This is a genomic window from Thermotoga sp. RQ7, assembly GCF_000832145.1.
GTDB classification, from domain to species: domain Bacteria; phylum Thermotogota; class Thermotogae; order Thermotogales; family Thermotogaceae; genus Thermotoga; species Thermotoga neapolitana.
On sequence record NZ_CP007633.1, the window covers coordinates 415,089 to 432,101 of the forward strand.

The 17,013-nt window shown below is 48.2% G+C and carries 19 protein-coding genes; 8 read left to right on the forward strand and 11 right to left on the reverse strand.

The genetic code is table 11. From position 1 onward, the window contains the following. The 6 genes from miaA to hslV are packed head-to-tail and all read right to left on the reverse strand — an operon-like array spanning window position 1 to window position 4,466. Window positions 1–918, reverse strand: coding sequence for a tRNA (adenosine(37)-N6)-dimethylallyltransferase MiaA (gene miaA, locus TRQ7_RS02160; protein WP_012645031.1), 918 nt, complete (start codon window positions 916–918; stop codon window positions 1–3). Then, on the reverse strand, window positions 915–1,679 hold the full coding sequence (locus tag TRQ7_RS02165; protein ID WP_038066330.1) for a class I SAM-dependent methyltransferase: 765 nt from the start codon (window positions 1,677–1,679) through the stop codon (window positions 915–917). Before TRQ7_RS02165 ends, miaA begins: the two co-directional genes overlap by 4 nt. After that, the gene (locus tag TRQ7_RS02170) at window positions 1,606–1,863 is read right to left on the reverse strand and encodes a hypothetical protein (RefSeq protein WP_012645033.1); all 258 of its coding nucleotides are present in this window, start codon (window positions 1,861–1,863) and stop codon (window positions 1,606–1,608) included. Before TRQ7_RS02170 ends, TRQ7_RS02165 begins: the two co-directional genes overlap by 74 nt. Window positions 1,864–1,891: 28 nt before the next feature. Further along, on the reverse strand, window positions 1,892–2,521 hold the full coding sequence (locus TRQ7_RS02175) for a hypothetical protein (protein ID WP_041843899.1): 630 nt from the start codon (window positions 2,519–2,521) through the stop codon (window positions 1,892–1,894). 11 nt (window positions 2,522–2,532) lie between these two features. Then, window positions 2,533–3,924: an ATP-dependent protease ATPase subunit HslU gene (gene hslU, locus TRQ7_RS02180; RefSeq protein WP_012645035.1), complete on the reverse strand. Its 1,392-nt coding sequence runs from the start codon at window positions 3,922–3,924 to the stop codon at window positions 2,533–2,535. Between the two features lie 11 nt (window positions 3,925–3,935). Continuing rightward, window positions 3,936–4,466, reverse strand: a complete 531-nt coding sequence (hslV, locus tag TRQ7_RS02185; RefSeq protein WP_038066339.1) for an ATP-dependent protease subunit HslV — start codon at window positions 4,464–4,466, stop codon at window positions 3,936–3,938. 80 nt (window positions 4,467–4,546) lie between these two features. Between hslV and mnmA the strand changes: the two genes are divergently transcribed. Continuing rightward, window positions 4,547–5,623 (forward strand): tRNA 2-thiouridine(34) synthase MnmA, encoded by a 1,077-nt coding sequence (gene mnmA, locus TRQ7_RS02190; RefSeq protein ID WP_012645037.1) that lies wholly within the window; start codon window positions 4,547–4,549, stop codon window positions 5,621–5,623. After that, entirely contained in the window at window positions 5,620–6,549 is a 930-nt protein-coding gene (locus TRQ7_RS02195) for a GAF domain-containing protein (RefSeq protein ID WP_041843900.1), read from the forward strand. The genes mnmA and TRQ7_RS02195 overlap by 4 nt, the downstream gene beginning before the upstream one ends. Window positions 6,550–6,557: 8 nt before the next feature. Here the strand turns inward: TRQ7_RS02195 and TRQ7_RS02200 are convergent, their stop codons facing one another. The 4 genes from TRQ7_RS02200 to TRQ7_RS02215 are packed head-to-tail and all read right to left on the reverse strand — an operon-like array spanning window position 6,558 to window position 9,307. Continuing rightward, complete coding sequence (locus TRQ7_RS02200; RefSeq protein ID WP_012645039.1) at window positions 6,558–6,752, reverse strand: DUF6485 family protein; 195 nt, start codon at window positions 6,750–6,752, stop codon at window positions 6,558–6,560. Next, window positions 6,749–7,354, reverse strand: a complete 606-nt coding sequence (locus TRQ7_RS02205) for a hypothetical protein (protein ID WP_236681746.1) — start codon at window positions 7,352–7,354, stop codon at window positions 6,749–6,751. The genes TRQ7_RS02200 and TRQ7_RS02205 overlap by 4 nt, the downstream gene beginning before the upstream one ends. 5 nt (window positions 7,355–7,359) lie before the next feature. Continuing rightward, window positions 7,360–8,337, reverse strand: a complete 978-nt coding sequence (locus TRQ7_RS02210; RefSeq protein ID WP_236681730.1) for a clostripain-related cysteine peptidase — start codon at window positions 8,335–8,337, stop codon at window positions 7,360–7,362. A 58-nt stretch (window positions 8,338–8,395) separates the two neighbouring features. After that, window positions 8,396–9,307: a TIGR01212 family radical SAM protein gene (locus tag TRQ7_RS02215; protein WP_038066341.1), complete on the reverse strand. Its 912-nt coding sequence runs from the start codon at window positions 9,305–9,307 to the stop codon at window positions 8,396–8,398. Between the two features lie 70 nt (window positions 9,308–9,377). Between TRQ7_RS02215 and TRQ7_RS02220 the strand changes: the two genes are divergently transcribed. After that, the gene (locus TRQ7_RS02220; RefSeq protein ID WP_041843903.1) at window positions 9,378–11,111 is read left to right on the forward strand and encodes a proline--tRNA ligase; all 1,734 of its coding nucleotides are present in this window, start codon (window positions 9,378–9,380) and stop codon (window positions 11,109–11,111) included. Next, complete coding sequence (locus TRQ7_RS02225) at window positions 11,108–12,613, forward strand: YifB family Mg chelatase-like AAA ATPase (protein ID WP_041843904.1); 1,506 nt, start codon at window positions 11,108–11,110, stop codon at window positions 12,611–12,613. Before TRQ7_RS02220 ends, TRQ7_RS02225 begins: the two co-directional genes overlap by 4 nt. Here the strand turns inward: TRQ7_RS02225 and fliJ are convergent. Next, the gene (gene fliJ, locus TRQ7_RS02230) at window positions 12,610–13,041 is read right to left on the reverse strand and encodes a flagellar export protein FliJ (RefSeq protein ID WP_041843905.1); all 432 of its coding nucleotides are present in this window, start codon (window positions 13,039–13,041) and stop codon (window positions 12,610–12,612) included. The two genes, TRQ7_RS02225 and fliJ, sit on opposite strands and share 4 nt — an antisense overlap. Before the next feature lie 110 nt (window positions 13,042–13,151). Here fliJ and tmung point away from each other — a divergent pair, with 110 nt between their 5' ends. From tmung to TRQ7_RS02250, 4 genes are read left to right on the forward strand one after another with little or no spacing between them, the layout of a single operon-like run. Further along, the gene (tmung, locus tag TRQ7_RS02235; protein WP_041843906.1) at window positions 13,152–13,727 is read left to right on the forward strand and encodes a type-4 uracil-DNA glycosylase; all 576 of its coding nucleotides are present in this window, start codon (window positions 13,152–13,154) and stop codon (window positions 13,725–13,727) included. 4 nt (window positions 13,728–13,731) lie between these two features. After that, window positions 13,732–14,244, forward strand: a complete 513-nt coding sequence (locus TRQ7_RS02240; protein ID WP_012645047.1) for a metal-dependent transcriptional regulator — start codon at window positions 13,732–13,734, stop codon at window positions 14,242–14,244. A 1-nt stretch (window position 14,245) separates the two neighbouring features. Continuing rightward, window positions 14,246–15,175 carry an SDR family oxidoreductase gene (locus TRQ7_RS02245; RefSeq protein WP_012645048.1) on the forward strand — a complete coding sequence of 310 codons (930 nt, stop codon included), beginning with the start codon at window positions 14,246–14,248 and terminating at the stop codon, window positions 15,173–15,175. After that, on the forward strand, window positions 15,168–16,946 hold the full coding sequence (locus TRQ7_RS02250; protein ID WP_236681731.1) for an AAA family ATPase: 1,779 nt from the start codon (window positions 15,168–15,170) through the stop codon (window positions 16,944–16,946). The genes TRQ7_RS02245 and TRQ7_RS02250 overlap by 8 nt, the downstream gene beginning before the upstream one ends. Window positions 16,947–17,013 lie beyond the last annotated feature (67 nt).

A 17,013-nucleotide genomic window follows, 5' to 3' on the forward strand; every position in this document is an offset into this window, starting at 1 on the left:
TTATACCGAAAAATTCTTCACTATGAGTTCCTTCAAAGTCTTCTTCAACTCCTCTTTGCTCACGAAAGTTAAATTGTACCATATGGCGTTCTCGTACCTCTTGAACCATATGATCTGTCTTCTTGCAAAGTGCCTTGTGTTTCTCTTTATGAGATGAACCATCTTTTCGAAGTCGTACTTTCCTTCCAGGTATTCGATCACTTCTTTGTATCCTATCGTCTTCATTGAGTTCAGGTCTTTTGAATATCCCATACTCAAAAGTCTCTTTACCTCGTCCACAAGACCCATCTCTACCATCCTGTCGACCCTTCTGTTTATCCTGTCGTAGAGATCGTACCTTTCCCTCGTCAGCACTATTATGAAGAACCTGTCGTCTCCTTTTGTTTCCTTCTGAAGTTCTGATATCCTCCTTCCCGTCTTCATATAAACTTCGAGTGCTCTGATGGTTCTTTTAAGGTCGTTCGGATGAATACGTGTTGCCGCCTCTGGATCGAATTCTTCGAGCATTTTCCTCAGGATCCCTGGTTCCCTTCTTTCGAGTTCTCTCAATTCCTTTCTTATGTTCTCATCTGCGGGCACTCCCTCGAATATACCCCTCACAAGAGCATCCGCATAGAGCCCCGTTCCACCCACGTATACGGGTATCTTCCCACGCTTGAGAATGTCCTCCACTGCCTTCAGTGAATCTTTCCTGTAAAGAAAGGCGTTGTAATATTCGTCAGGATCCAGTATGTCGATCATGTGGTGAGGTACCCTTTTTCTCTGCTCCGGTGTTGGTTTGGCCGTTCCTATATCCATGTAGCGATAGATCTGTCTTGAGTCCATCGATACGATCTCTGCGTTTATCTCCTCACATACTTCCACCATGAGGTCTGTTTTCCCAACGGCGGTGGGACCCCCAACTATGGCCATCTTCATCGCTTGTAGATCACCCCGTACATCACCCCGCTTTTTCTGGAACCCTTCAGCTCATCCACTCTGATCCTTTTGAAGAGTGAGTCCTTGATGTGGCTTTTCAGTATGACCTTCTTTCTGGCGATTCTGAGCATCTCCTTCACGTCGTCCTCGTTCACCGTGTCGTACACCGCAAAGGGTCTTAACGGGTTCATGGCGGAAGACTCGTACACCGGATTTTCGAACATAGGATCGCAGTAGACCACATCGAAGGAGTTATCGGGTTGCTTTCTGATGTATTCTTTGAAATCCGCGTGATAGAGTTCGATCCTTTTCAAGGCCTCTTTCAGCCATTTTATATCCGTTTCGAAATTCTCCATACCGTGTTTCACCACGGTGTATATATGAATCGACCCCTCAAGGCCAATTACCTTTCCCTCGGGAAGGAAGGCTGCCATGAGAATGGCCTCACTTCCAAGTCCGAAGGTCGTGTCCAGAACCACTTCGTTCCCCTCTGGCTGGAGGGTCTCTATCAGATAGTCTCTTTGTCCACTCCTTATGTTCCTCATGCGAAGAATGGCAGAAGAAGGATGAAAGAAGAACTCCCCACCAGGCCATTTTATCGAAATCTTGTTCTTTTCCACCACATAATAGAAGTCCACCTCTACTTCCTTCAAACGTTTTCTTGGAACGTAGATCGTTCCGAGTTTTTCAGCGAGTTCCCTGGCCTTCATCACCTGTTCTCTGTCCGGTTTGTGGGACGTTGTAACCACGAATCGCTTCACTCTCTATCACCTCTAAGAGTCTTTCGTTCAGCCTTTTCTGCTCTTCGATCTTCTCTTTCAGCGCATCGTACTCCTTCAGAAGCTGGTTGTGCCGTGCTTCCGCCATCTGGTAGTTGTGATAGCTCACAAAGAAGACAAACAGCATGAAAAACAAAAGTGTTAAAAGTCCCACGTTCAACTTCAAAACTCTCTTTCTTCTTCGAGGCCTTATCTTAGAACGTGACCTCGTACTCGTCCCTCCCCTCCTCTAAGGTGAGAGAGGTTGACATATCGTCGAAAGAAACGTCCACATCGTATCTTTCGAACGGTCTTGGCAGGTAGAAGAGAAACTCTCCGTTGTAGACAGGAACCTTCATCTCGTAGCCCTCGAAGCTTAAAGTCACAACGCTTCCTTCTTGACTGATTCCTCCAGACACCCTCACAGGCTCTTCGACGGCAAAGACCCTTTCCTTTTCAAGATCAAGAAGAAGATAGGCGTTGTCATCAAGGATCGTAGATGTTTCAAATCCAGTGATGTCGTGAAACAGCACAACTGGCCTTGCACTGAAAGACGCCGTCACCGTCTGCTCTTCTGTCACAATCGTTGCGTTCACGGTGAGTAGAAGATCTGTCGTGTCAAAAGGTATGTCCACGGTGGTCAGATGGAATCCCCCTTCCCTGAGAACGTATTCGAGACTGTGTTCTTCTCCGTTCACCGACAGAGAACTTTCTTTCAGATCAACGGTGGCATCATCAAGAACACCGATGTTGAACAGATAAACGTACAGATCCGCCCTGTCTGGACCTGTCAGCGTACAGGCTGCAGCAAGAAGAAAAAGGAATGAGAGAAAAAACACCCTCATAACGGCACTCCTCACAGTATGTATGCACTCAGGTCTTCGTCCTGGACGATTCTTTCGAGTCTTTTTCTCACGTACTCTGCGTCTATCACCACTTTCTTTTCTGGAATATCCGGTGCTTCGAAGGAGATCTCCTCAAGGACCTTCTCTGCCACCGTGTAGAGTCTTCTTGCACCGATATTTTCCAGTCTCTGATTGAGCTGGTAGGCAATGCGCGCCATCTCTCTGATACCGTCTTCGGTGAAGACGAGTTCTACACCTTCCGTTGAAAGCAGCGCCTGGTACTGTTTTATGATAGCGTTTTCGGGTTCTTTCAGTATTCTCACGAAATCTTCTTCGGTCAGTGGTGAAAGCTCCACACGTATCGGGAAGCGTCCTTGAAGTTCTGGAATGAGATCGGATGGCCTTGAAACGTGAAAGGCCCCTGCCGCTATGAAGAGTATGTAGTCCGTCCTCACGGGTCCGTACTTCGTCATGATCGTGGTGCCTTCCACGATCGGAAGCAGATCTCTCTGAACACCCTGCCTGGAAACGTCTGGACCCGAAGCGCTTTCCTTCCCTGCTATCTTGTCTATTTCGTCTATGAATATGATACCCCTGTTCTGAGCTCTGTCGAGGGCCTCCTGTATCACCTTATCCATGTCAATGAGTTTTTCTGCTTCCATGGGAAGGAGAACCTTTCTCGCCTCTGAAACCTTCATTTTTCTCTTCTTTTTTCTCTTTGGAAGCATTCCGCTGAACATGTTCGATATCTCTATTCCCAGATCCTCCATGCCCGGTCCGAATATCCCCATGAAGGGAGAAGCCGTTTCTTCGATTTCCACTTCTATCTCTTCGTCTTCCAGTTCTCCCCTTCTGAGTCTTTCTCGCATCTCTTCTCTTTTCGCCCTGAACCTTCGCCTGTCCTCCGGTGTGTACTGTTGCTGCTGGCCTCCCGTGATCAGGTTTATGAAAGGATTCGTGATCGCTGGAACGGCCCTGGATTCCGGGACGAGGGCATCGAGAATCCTTTCTTCCACCAGTTCTTTCGCCCGTTCTTCTACTTCTTTCATCTTCTCCTGTTTCACCATGTTGACACTGATCTCAACGAGGTCTCTTATCATGGAATCCACGTTTTTTCCCACGTACCCAACTTCTGTGAATCTCGTTGCTTCAACCTTCAAGAATGGAGAACCTGAGAGTTGAGCCAGTCTTCGAGCGATCTCCGTTTTTCCCACACCGGTGGGCCCGATCATCAGAATGTTCTTTGGAAGGACTTCTTTTCTCCATTCTTCAGGGAGTTTCTGCCTTCTTATTCTGTTTCGAACAGCAATCGCAACCGCTTTCTTTGCTTCCGTCTGGCCAACGATGTATTTATCGAGTTCCCGAACGATTTCTTTCGGTGTCATCTCATCAAAACTCTTCATAAGAACACCTCCTAGACTTCTTCTATCACGAGGTTCTGGTTCGTGTAGATACATATTTCCCCGGCTATCATCATGGCCTTCTCCACGATCTCCCTTGCGGAAAGATCGGTGTTTCTGAGCAGAGCCTTTGCGGCGGCAAGAGCGTAAGGACCCCCTGAACCGATGGCGGCTGCGTCGTCGTCGGGCTGAATGACCTCACCGTTTCCGGAGATGATGAAGATGTTCTCTCTATCGGCCACCAGAAGCAGAGCCTCCAGTCTCCTCAAGATCCTGTCCGTTCTCCAGTCCTTTGCGAGTTCAACCGCTGCTTTTGTGAGGTTTCCTCCCCATTCCCTCAGCTTTGCCTCGAATCTATCGAAGAGCGTCATAGCGTCCGCCACAGATCCCGCAAATCCGGCAAGCACCCTTCCCTCGCCGAGTTTTCTCACCTTCCTTGCGTTTCCTTTCAACACGGTGGAACCGAAAGTGACCTGTCCGTCCCCACCCATCACGGTTTTCCCATCTCTTCTCACCACGAGAATCGTCGTGCCGTGGAATTTCATGTTCTGCACCTCCTCAAGTTATTTTAACTCAATTTCTCGAATAAAGGAAATGGTATCATCTTAAATGAGGAGGTGCGAACTTGAAAGTAGGTGTGGCTCTGAGTGGCGGCGTGGACAGTGCTGTTGCCCTGTATCTTCTTCTCAAAGAAGGACACGAGGTGAAGGCATTCCACATGAAAACAAAAGAAGACGAGTTCTTCCTGAAAAAAGAGATAAAAAAGAAGGTCTGTTGCAGTCCCTCTGACACAGCCGATGCGATAAGGATCGCTCGCTCTCTGGGCGTGGAAATAGAGATCGTCGATGTGAGAGAAGTCTTCAGAGAAAAGGTCATAGAACCTTTCAAGAGGGATCTGCTCAGAGGACTCACTCCCAATCCCTGCGTCCATTGCAACAGGTATGTGAAGTTTGGATACTTCATGGACTACGTACTTTCGCAAGGATTCGACGCTTTCGCAAGCGGGCATTATGCGCGTGTTGAGTTCAGTGGCAAATACGGAAAAAAGGTAATAAAGAAGGGCGTGGACGGAAAAAAAGATCAATCGTATTTCCTTGCCAGGATAGAACCCTGGAGGATAGAGAAACTTCTCTTTCCAAACGGCATCTACACGAAGGAAGAGATCAGGAGAATCGCAGAAGAGGCCGGTATACACGTGGCAAAGAAACAGGAAAGCCAGGACGTGTGTTTCATACCGGATGGAAGCATCGAAAACTTTCTGAAAGATGAAGGAATAACCCTTTCAGAAGGAAAGGTGATCACAGAAAAAGGCGAAGTCGTCGGACACCACAGAGGTTATCCACTCTACACGGTCGGCCAGAGGAAAGGACTGAAGATAGAAAAGTTCGGTGAAAGACTTTACGTGAGAGAGAAGATACCAGAAAGCAACGTCGTTGTGGTCTCTGGTCTGGAAGGTGTTTTCTTCTCTGGACTGATCGCCGTCGATCCCGTATGGCACGTCGATCTTCCGGAAGAGTTCAGATGTGTCTGCAGGGTGAGAAAGAAAGCAGAGGAGGCACCGGCGATCGTCAGGGTGAAAAATTCTGAAGTGGAAGTTCGATTTGAAAAGAAGATATTTGCAGTGACACCAGGTCAGATCGCTGCCTTCTACGACGAAGACACACTCCTTGGAGGAGCGATCATAAAGGAGGGAATCCCATGAGGAGCATCGTGCAGAACAAAACTGAAGAGTGCCTTGAAATTCTGAGATGGGACAAAACAAAGTGGATAGACTTCTGGAAAGAACTCAGAAAGAAGTTCGGTCCGATAATACCGAACTACGAGAAAAAACTCGAACTGGACGAGGAAAAGATAAAGGAGATCCTCTGGAACACGGAAAGAAGAGAACTCGACCGGTTCAAATGGGAATGGCTGGACATCTCAAGAAACAAGAAGGTGGAGTGTGCTGAAGCACTTTCTGAAAGAGAAGAGTTTCTTGATTTGAAAAGAGAAGACTTCTCCGTGTTTCTCATGTCACTTCTTGGTATCTCAGACTGGGTCGTCGTGGACGGTGAGAGAGAAAAGATCGTGATCGTGGACGTTTTCTCCCTCTGGAGGAAGGGCCTTCTCAAAGAACTTTCACTCGCCACCCTTCAGGCGGTGATAGAGTTTCGAAAAGGCAAAGAGAAAGGAAATTACCCGGGAAAGAAAGAGTACTTCGATTCACTGATGAAGGAGATCGAGAAAATCCTGGAAAGAGGAAAAGACGCCCTTGGAGATCTCTGTGGATTTTTGAGAAACCACGTTTCTTACTACGACTGGGTTGGTTTTTACTTCGTCGAAGACGGAAAACTGAAACTCGGTCCTTTTGTGGGAGAGCCCACAGAACACGTTGAGATACCCTTCGGTGTTGGAATCTGTGGCCAGGCCGCCGAAAGAGAAGAGACCTTCGTTGTCCAGGATGTCAGCAAAGAGACGAACTACCTCTCCTGCAGCCCGAAAACGAAGGCAGAAATCGTCGTTCCCATATTCAAAGACGGAAGGATCATCGGAGAACTCGATATAGATTCACACAGCTTTTCTCCGTTTTCCGAGGAAGACAGGAGGTTCCTTGAAAAGGTGTGTGAACTTGTTTCAAAGGTGGTGTGAGGAAAACCTCACACCACCTTTTTGAAATGCTCGATGGACCTGTCCCAGGTTCTTTCCGCGTCGTTCGGGAAATAGCACGCCGGAAGTTCTCCGTGCTGTCTGTGGTAGTGCATACACTCACAGCAGATACCCTTCCTCGGACAGCCAGGATATGAACAGTTGCAGTAGGAGAGGTTCCTTTCCTTGTTCGGACAGGCCTTCACGGTTTCACCTCCAGATTCTTCATGATTCTATCGTCAATGTCGAGAAATTCGTTGATTTCCTTTGAAAGTTCAATAACCAGATACAACCAGTACGCGTTGAGCGTTATCAAAGTCAACAAAAGAACAGATAGGACGTTTCTTTCCTTTATGATGGGCCGAAACTCTACATCGAACAGCACACGGTAAAGACGTACTTTTTCCTCCTGAAGGTGCCTGGCTGCTTCGAAAAGAAAGTGCAGAAAGGTTACAAAGAACACCACCTGAAGAAGCGAAAACAGCCACACCTCCGGGAAGAGAAAGGAAAGAAACCAGAAGAGAACAAAGGCAAAATACGTCCAGTTCGGAACAAGCGGCACTTTCTTCAGGTCAAGACCGTGGCTTTCCGCCAGCCTTTGCGTTTTCAAAGCGTTTTCGTTCAGCAAGACCGTCCACTGCCTGTAGACAACAAAAAGAGAAAGAGAAGAAATCATCGAGAGAAAAAGTGCCGTAAGACCGAAGACGTGAACTTGCCTTCCGGCGAGGATTTCCCCGTAATATTTTACCAGCAGCACGGTGCTTGCGATCGAAAAGATCACACCTATCCAGGCAAGGTTCGTGCTCACCCTCTTCAATCTCTATCCCTCCAGTACGAAATGAGATCGTCCCAAAAACTGTCTGTTATGAAGTCACTCAGTGCGGAAAAATCATCCCAGTACTCAGGGTTTTTCATGTTCTCCGGCAGATAGATGAGAAGATCTCTGTAGCCTTCCGGTGTTCCGTAGATTCTGGCAGAAACGATGGCACCATGAAGCTTTTCCCCATAATATCTGAGGGTATCGTCTGAAGACCCGTAGAGTGCTTCTGCAAAACTTCCAAGTTCTATGAGTTCGGTAGGAACGTTTTCCACGGTCCTTCTTTCAACAACGAAATCCCACGGTGAAAGGTCTTTTTCCCTCATGTACTGAGAAATTCTGTTCAGCCAGTACATGATATCATCCAGTTTCGAAGTATCCCAGACACTCAGGGAAACGCTTTCCCCGTAACTTTCGTGGTATTTTTGAACAATTCCGTAAAGAAGGGAGGAAAGATCTGATGCTTTTTTCAGTGCGGTGTAGTTCCAGCCCTCTGCTGGGATCTCCCTGGAGGAAGTTACGATGTATTTTGCACAGTCTTTCAGTTCCCACAGGATCTCGAAAGTTCCCATCAGGCAAGCATCAAAGCCAAGTACCGTGACAGGAGAGTTTTTTAAAACGTTCTTTATCTCTTTCACCGAGAGAAAATCTGAGTTTTTTACATCGTAAGCCACACCCTTCGTCTTCACCTGGGCTTCACCACGCCACCAGTCACCGTGATTCCAGATCACAAGGAAGGAAAGATCGTTTCCCCGGTACTCTTTCAGAAAGGAAGAAAGAGCCTCTGGATCACCGGAATCTATCTCGTTGAACGTTTCCAGAGGTACCAGATCACTTTCCACACGGTACAGGGTATCAGAAGCGGACGCATAATCGACCATAGCGAAAACTTCTATCCAAGATGGGTTTTCTTTCATCTCCTCCAGGTCCTGAGATACGTATTTTTCCAGATCGTTGTCTGCGGCTATCCACACGAGGAAAGAGAGTGTGTGCCTTGGAACAAAAAAGCAGCCGGAGAGCAGAAGAAACAGACTACCTGTTAAGATAATCGAACCTTTTGCCTTGATAAGTATCTCTCCTTTCGAGTTCCTTTTCTATCATGTTGATGATCTCTATCTTGCTCTTTCCCCAGTTTGCAAATATCGTGCCTTCTTTCGGTGGATCGGCGACCAGTCTGTGAACGACCACCTTCGGTGACAGGTACTCCAAGAAGGTGATCACCCTTTCTATGTACTCTTCGAGACTGCAGATCTCTATCTCTCCCTTCCGGTACATCTCAGCGAGTTTGGTTCCCTCTACCACGTAAAGGGAGTGAAGTTTCACACCGTCAACATCGAGAGCCGAAAGAAGTTTCGCCGTTTCCACCACATCTTCCATGTCGTCCCACGGCAGGTTCAGTATCACGTGGACCACAAGTTCCATTCCCCTTCTCTTCACCCTGACAGCAGCATCCACGAACTCTGCGAGTGTGTGTCCCCTGTTGATCTTTCTGAGGGTCCTGTAATTTGCCGTCTGAAGGCCCAGTTCAACGGAAACGTCCACTTTCCTTTTGAACTCCTCCAGAAGATCCAGCACTTCTTCGGGAACAAGATCGGGCCTTGTGGAGACGGAGAGCTGAACTATGCTGTCATCCACCAGGGCTTCCTCGTACTTTTTTCTGAGTTCATCGATGGAAGCGTACGTGTTGCTGAACGCCTGAAAGTAAGCGATGAACTTTCTGATTCCCCTCTTTTCATACCTTTCCTTCATTCTGAGCACCTGTTCTCTGATGGGTAGTTTCATGAGTGTGGTGAAACCGCTTCCCGTGGCATCACAGTAGATACACCCTCCCGTTCCCTTCGTTCCATCCCTGTTGGGGCAGGAAAATCCCCCGAAGATGACTATTCTCTGAACCCTCTCGCCATACCTTTCCTTCAGATGATCGCTGAGTTTTCTGTAGCGCACCATATTCCCTCCTTCAGTCCTTATGATACAATAGTTTCAAAAGAACTCGTAATCGAGGAGGAGATCGGCCTTGCGAATGAAACAGCTGTACGCCCCAACGCTCAAGGAAACTCCTTCTGACGTGGAAACGGTGAGCCATGAGTACCTTCTGCGCGGTGGATTCATAAGAAAGGTGGCCGCCGGGATATACACCTACCTGCCACTGGGAAGAAGGGTTCTTCTCAAGATAGAGAACATCGTACGCGAAGAAATGAACAGAATAGGTGCACAGGAGATCCTCATGCCCATTCTCCAGCCCGCCGAGTTATGGAAGAGGTCCGGCAGATGGGACGACTACGGTCCTGAGATGATGAAACTCAAGGACAGACACGAAAGAGACTTCACACTCGGACCCACACACGAAGAGATCGTGACAGACCTCGTGAAGAACGAACTTCGCTCCTACAGACAGCTTCCCCTCGTTGTCTATCAGATAGCGAACAAGTACAGGGATGAGATCAGGCCCAGGTTTGGCCTTCTCAGAGCAAGAGAGTTCATAATGAAAGACGCCTACAGTTTCCACTCCAGCTGGGAATCGCTGGACGAGACCTACGAATTGTTCAAAGAGGCTTACTCGAGGATCATGGAAAGACTCGGTGTGAAGTACATGGTCATAGAGGCAGAAACGGGTGCCATCGGCGGAAACGCTTCTCATGAGTTCGTCGTTCCCGCAAAGATCGGAGAGACGAACGTGCTCTACTGCGAAAAATGTGGTTACCAGGCAAGCGATGAAAAAGCCGAATACAGAGGAGAATACCCCGCAGAGGAAGAAGAGGAAAAGCCCCTCGAAAAGATTCCAACTCCCGGTGTGAGAACGATAGAGGAAGTCTCACAGTTTCTCGGGGTTCCTCCATCGAAGATAGTGAAGTCCCTTCTGTTCGTGGGAAGAGATGGGTACGTGATGGCTCTCATAAGAGGTGATCTGGAGCTGAACGAGGCAAAGCTCAAATCCCACCTGAAAGACCAGTCTTTGAGGCTTGCCACTCCTGAGGAGGTCCTGAAAGACTTCGGTGTTCCCATCGGGTTCATCGGCCCCATCGGTGCGAACGTGAAGAAGGTGGCAGATCACAGCATCAAAGGTCTGAAGAACTTCGTCGTGGGTGGTATGGAAAAAGACACACACTACGTCAACGCAAACCACCCGAGGGATTTCAAAGTTGATGAGTGGTGCGATCTGAGAACCGTTGTGGAGGGTGATCCCTGCCCCGTGTGCGGTGAACCCCTCAGAGCCACAAAAGGAATAGAACTCGGCCACATCTTCAAACTTGGAACGAAATACTCTGAAGCGATGGAAGCCTACTTCATGGACGAAAACGGTGAGATGAAACCCTTCATCATGGGATGCTACGGCTGGGGTGTTTCCAGAACGATGGCGGCGGTCGTGGAACACTTCCACGACGAAAACGGTATGATCTGGCCCCTGTCCATAGCACCGTACACGGTCATCGTCGATATCCTGAACATGAACGATCCAGATCAAAAGCATGTCGGAGAGGAGATCTACAGGGCTCTTCTGGAAAAGGGTGAAGAGGTTGTCCTCGACGACCGCGAGGTTTCACCGGGATTCAAATTCAAGGACGCGGATCTCATCGGTTTTCCCATAAGGATAAACGTGGGAAGATCCCTGAAAGACGGTGTGGTCGAACTGAAAAAGCGCTATTCGAAAGAACTCGTGAAGGTGAACATTCAAAATGGACTCGGCTCGCTTTTTGAGGCTCTGAACAGAATGAAGGCAGAATACGATCCTAGGGAGGCTATCGAGTGAATTACTCTCGACTCTCTTCTGCCACTCTTCAAGGCATAGAAGCGATGAAGATAGACGTGGAAGTTGATTTCGACAACAGGAGCGTTTTCAACGATATAGATGTGGTGGGGCTCGGAGACACCGCCGTGAAGGAAAGCAGGAAAAGGGTGAAGAGTGCTATTCTGAACAGCGGGTTTTCTCTTCCCCATGGAAAGTTCGTGGTGAACCTTGCACCGGGAGATGTGAAAAAAGAAGGCTCCATGCTCGACCTTCCGATAGCCCTGTGTATCCTTGCTTCAACGGGCATTGTTCAGGTGAGCGAAAACATCCTCGCCGTTGGAGAACTTTCGCTGAACGGTGAAGTGAAAAGGGTAAGTGGCATTCTACCCGTTCTTCTGGCCCTTTCTGGGAACTTCAGAGGAACCGTCATAATTCCAAAAGAAAACGAAGAAGAGGCAACGTGTGTGAAGGACCTTCACGTCTACACGGTGGAATCCCTCAGAGAGTGCGTGGAGTTTCTGAGGGGAGACAGGGTGTTGGAAGAAGTTGAATACGTTGGGATAAAAGAAGCTGTGCTGGATCGATCCGTTGACTTTTCGGACGTTCGGGACCACGAGATGGTGAAAAGGGCCGTCGAGATAGCGGTAGCGGGGTTTCACAACATTCTCATGGTGGGAAATCCAGGCTCTGGAAAGACGATGATAGCAAAGAGAATCCCCACCATCTTCCCTCCGATGACGGAAGAGGAGATCATCGAAACGAGCAAGGTGTACAGTGCAGCGGGTTATCCCGGTCTTGTCCGAATCAGACCGTTTCGCTCACCGCACCATACAGCCTCCACCGTTTCCATCATCGGCGGTGGCACAACACCGAAACCCGGAGAGATTTCCCTTGCACACAACGGTGTGCTCTTTCTCGACGAACTACCAGAGTTCAAGAGGGACGTGCTCGAGGCTCTGAGGCAGCCCCTTGAGGAACATTGCGTCACCGTTTCAAGGGCAAAGTTCACCGTCACTTACCCTGCCCGTTTCATGTTGGTTGGTGCGATGAATCCCTGTCCCTGTGGAAACTTCGGAGATCCAAAACAACCCTGTGTCTGCTCTCCAAAGGACATTCTGAGATACAGGAAGAAGATATCGGGTCCACTTCTGGACAGAATAGACATCGTCGTGAACGTGCCGAAACTTTCTTTCGAGGAGATGATGAGAAAACCCGAAGGAGAAAAGAGTGCATCCATAAGGGATCGAATCATGAAAGCAAGAGAAATCCAACAACGACGTTTTCAAGACACACTCATCTCCTACAACTCTCAAATGACACACAGGATGTTGAGAGAACACGTAAAACTCGACGATAAAAGCGAGAACCTGCTCAAAAGGTACGTGGAAAGGTATGGACTTTCCGGCAGGAGAATCGATAAGGTGTTGAGGCTTTCAAGAACGATAGCCGATCTTGACGGCAGGGAAAGGGTGGAAATGAAACATCTGGCGGAGGCGTTGCAGTACAGATTCAGGGATGACTAGCTCCACCAGAATTTCCTTTCTGCGATTTCGTCCATTCTCTTTCTCTCTTTCAGGTTTTCCTCTGCCTGGTACTCTTTGAGTTTTCTTTCTCTCAGTTTCTCAAGCATCTTTCTTTCTTTCATCTTCTCCAGAAGACTTTTTCTGATATTTTCCTGCTCTTTCAGCAATTCCTGTAGCTCTTTCTGATACTTCTCTATCTCCATTTCATAAAAGCGTATCCCACGTTCGAGTTCGAGTAGATCTTTCTTCGAAAGCAGACCTTTCCGAAGAAAGTTGTTTTCTATTTTTTTCTTTTCGATGGTCAATTGTTGTATAATGCTTCTGAGATTTTCGATCTTTTCAGAGATCTTTGAGAGCTCATTTTTCAAAGTTTCTTCTTCCTTTCTTCGAACCGCGTATATTCTCTGGAGTCTAAACTTAAAAGCCACAGCAATCACCCCGGTCAGGGAATTTGCGAAAACCGTATGCAAGGTGATAGAATTAAGTAAGGTTCCATTAATTTCTGATAATATTTTACCTGATTCTGGAGGAGAAAGTGTTGTTCACCAGAGAGGAATTGATGGAGATAGTGAAAGAAAGAGTAGAAAGGTGCACTGCGTGTCCACTGCACCTCACAAGGACGAACGTTGTCGTGGGGGAAGGAAACTTGGACACGAAGATCGTCTTCGTTGGTGAAGGTCCAGGAGAAGAAGAAGACAAAACGGGAAGGCCTTTTGTTGGAAGGGCGGGCATGCTTCTGACAGAACTTCTGAGCGAGGTGGGAATCAAGCGAGAGGACGTGTACATCTGCAACGTTGTGAAGTGCAGACCCCCTAACAATCGCACTCCAACTGAAGAAGAGATGTTCGCGTGTGGGCATTTCCTGCTTGCACAGATCGAAATAATAAATCCGAGTGTTGTGGTCGCTCTGGGAGCCACTGCCCTGTCCTTCTTCATGGATGGAAAGAAGGTCTCCATAACCAAGGTACGGGGAAATCCAATGGATTGGCTGGGCGGAAAGAAGATCGTTCCAACGTTTCATCCAAGTTATCTTCTGAGAAACAGAAGCAAGGAACTGAGAAAAATCGTTCTGGAGGATTTAGAAAAAGCAAAAAGTTTCATAAAGGAGGGTTGATAAGATGCCTAGAGGAAGAAAGAAAACGCTGACACCTGCACTCGAAGATTACCTTTCTGTGATTCAGGAGATACTTCAGAGCCAACCCGCAGCGAGGGTGAGTGTTATAGCGAGAAAGATGGGTGTCAGTCTTCCCAGTGTAACAAACGCCATGAAAAGGCTCGCGGAACTCGGATATGTGGAGTACGAAAAGTACGGTTACATCACCCTCACCGAAAAGGGCAAGAGAAAGGCAAGATCCCTCAGAGGATCGCAGAACAGACTGAGGAACTTTTTCTTCTACGTTATGGGAATCCCCTCTCCAACGGCCGAAAAACTGGCGCGACACTTTTCCCACTTCCTGGATGCACGCACAAGAAGCAGGTTCAAAAAGTTCTACGACATCATGGTGAACTTCGACGAGAGCAGAGTGCAGGAACTGAAAGAATTTCTCGAAGAAAGCAAGAGGATCGTGAACGTCCAGGAAATACCGGAGGAAGCGAAGAAGATCGAGGAGGACGAAGAGGAGGAAGCATAGTATGAACGTTCTGGTAACTGGTGGTGCAGGATTCATCGGTTCACATGTGGTGGACAGGCTGATAGAGAAAGGTTACGGTGTCATCGTGATAGACAACCTGTCATCCGGGAAAGTCCAAAATCTCAACAAGAACGCTCTCTTTTATGAGCAGAGCATAGAAGATGAAGAGATGATGGAACGCATCTTCTCCCTGCATAAACCCGAATACGTGTTTCACCTTGCAGCCCAGGCGAGCGTGTCTATTTCCGTGAAAGAGCCAGCAAGAGACGCAAAAACGAACATCCTTGGTTCTCTCGTGCTCCTTGAGAAATCCGTAAAGTACGGGGTGAAGAAGTTCATATTCTCCTCCACCGGTGGGGCGATCTACGGCGAAAACGTGAAAGTTTTCCCTACACCGGAGACAGAAATCCCCCATCCCATATCACCCTACGGCATAGCAAAGTACAGCGTGGAGATGTACCTGGATTTCTTCGCCAGGGAGTACGGATTGAAATACACCGTCCTCAGGTACGCCAACGTTTACGGTCCAAGGCAGGATCCCCACGGAGAAGCCGGGGTCGTAGCCATTTTCACCGAAAGAATGCTAAAGGGAGAGGAAGTTTACATATTCGGAGATGGGGAATACGTGAGGGACTACGTTTACGTCGATGATGTGGTCGAGTCGAATCTTCTTGCCATGGAGAGAGGAGACAACGACGTGTTCAACATCGGAACGGGAAGAGGAACCACTGTGAACGAACTCTTCCACATGCTGAAGGAAATCACCGGTTACAACAGAGAACCCGTCTACAAACCTCCAAGAAAGGGCGATGTGAGAAAGAGTATCCTCGACTGGACAAAGGCGAAGGAAAAACTCGGATGGGAACCGAAGGTTCCCCTTGAGGAGGGGTTGAGACTCACCGTTGAGTACTTCAGAAAAGCCGTTGACTGAACTGCTCAGACCGGAAGATTTCGATGACTTTTCTGGACAGGATCATCTGTTCGGTGAAGACGGGATCCTGAGGAGGACTCTGAAAACGGGTAACATGTTTTCTGCCATACTGTATGGACCACCGGGGTCTGGAAAGACCTCGGTTTTTTCGTTGCTGAAAAGGTATTTCAACGGAGAGGTCGTTTATCTGAGTTCCACCGTCCACGGTGTATCTGAGATAAAAAGCGTGCTCAAAAGGGGAGAACAGCTGAAAAGATACGGAAAAAAGCTTCTACTGTTCCTCGATGAAATACACAGGCTGAACAAAAACCAGCAGGCAGTTCTGGTCACACATGTGGAAAGGGGAGACATCATCCTCGTTGCAACCACGACGGAAAACCCAAGTTTTGCCGTTATCCCTGCCCTCCTTTCAAGGTGCAAGATACTCTACTTCAAACCACTCTCAGAAAACGATCTTCTTGAAATCGTTGAAAAGGCCGTGAAGAAACTCAATATGAAACTGGACGACGACGTGAAAAAGGCACTTGTGAGAAACGCTGAAGGGGACGCAAGAAGATTGTTGAACACCCTGGAGATTGTTCACCAGGTGTTCAGAGACAAAGAGGTGACCATAGAAGATCTGAAAACCCTGTTCGGAAAGAGTGTGAGTTACTCAAAGGAAGAGCATTACGATTTCACGTCCGCTTTCATAAAGAGCATGAGAGGAAGCGATCCGAACGCGGCGATCTACTACCTCGTGAAGATGATAGAAATGGGAGAAGACCCAAGGTTCATTGCCCGAAGGATGATCATATTTGCGAGTGAAGATATAGGACTGGCAGATCCAAATGCACTGATCCTGGCCGTCTCCACCGCTTTTGCCGTTGAACATGTGGGACTGCCAGAGTGTTTGATGAACCTGGTGGAGTGTGCTGCTTATCTTTCTCTTGCTCCAAAGAGCAACTCGGTCTATCTCGCTATGAAAAAGGCACAGGAACTTCCGGTGGAAGAAGTGCCGCTCTTTCTGAGAAATCCCGTAACGGAGGAGATGAAGGAAAGAGGTTACGGAAGAGGATACCTCTATCCGCACGATTTTGGAGGATTCGTCAGGGTCGACTACCTTCCAGAGAGGCTGAAAAACGAGGTGATATTTTCACCAAAAGGGGCTGGATTTGAGAGGGAATTGCTTGAAAGGCTAAAACACCTCTGGCCTGAAAAGTACGGGGGTGATGGTATGTCTGAGATCAGAAAAGAGCAACAGTACAGAGGCAGAAAGATACTGGTCGTGAAAGGTGACATCACAAAAGAGGAAGTAGATGCAATAGTGAACGCCGCCAACGAATATCTGAAGCACGGCGGTGGGGTTGCAGGTGCGATCGTAAGAGCAGGTGGAAGTGTGATACAGGAAGAAAGCGACAGGATAGTGAGAGAACGCGGTAGAGTTCCCACAGGAGAGGCCGTGGTGACAGGAGCGGGAAATCTCAAGGCCAAGTACGTGATCCACGCGGTGGGACCCGTCTGGAGAGGTGGAAACTACGGAGAAGATGAACTTCTGTACAGAGCGGTTTACAACGCTCTTCTCAGAGCCCACGAGCTCAAACTGAGGAGCGTTTCAATGCCCGCCATCAGCACTGGTATCTTCGGATTTCCGAAGGAAAGGGCGGTAAAGATCTTCGCCAGAGCGATCAGAGATTTCATCGACCATCATCCGGACACGTCCCTAGAAGAGATAAGAATATGTAACATCGATGGAGAAACGACCAGAGTGTTTGAAGAGAATCTGAAGATCTGAAAAAGGGGCCATTGGGCCCCTTTTTTAAAGACCTCGGAGGAAGTATTGAACCAACTCAAACGATTTC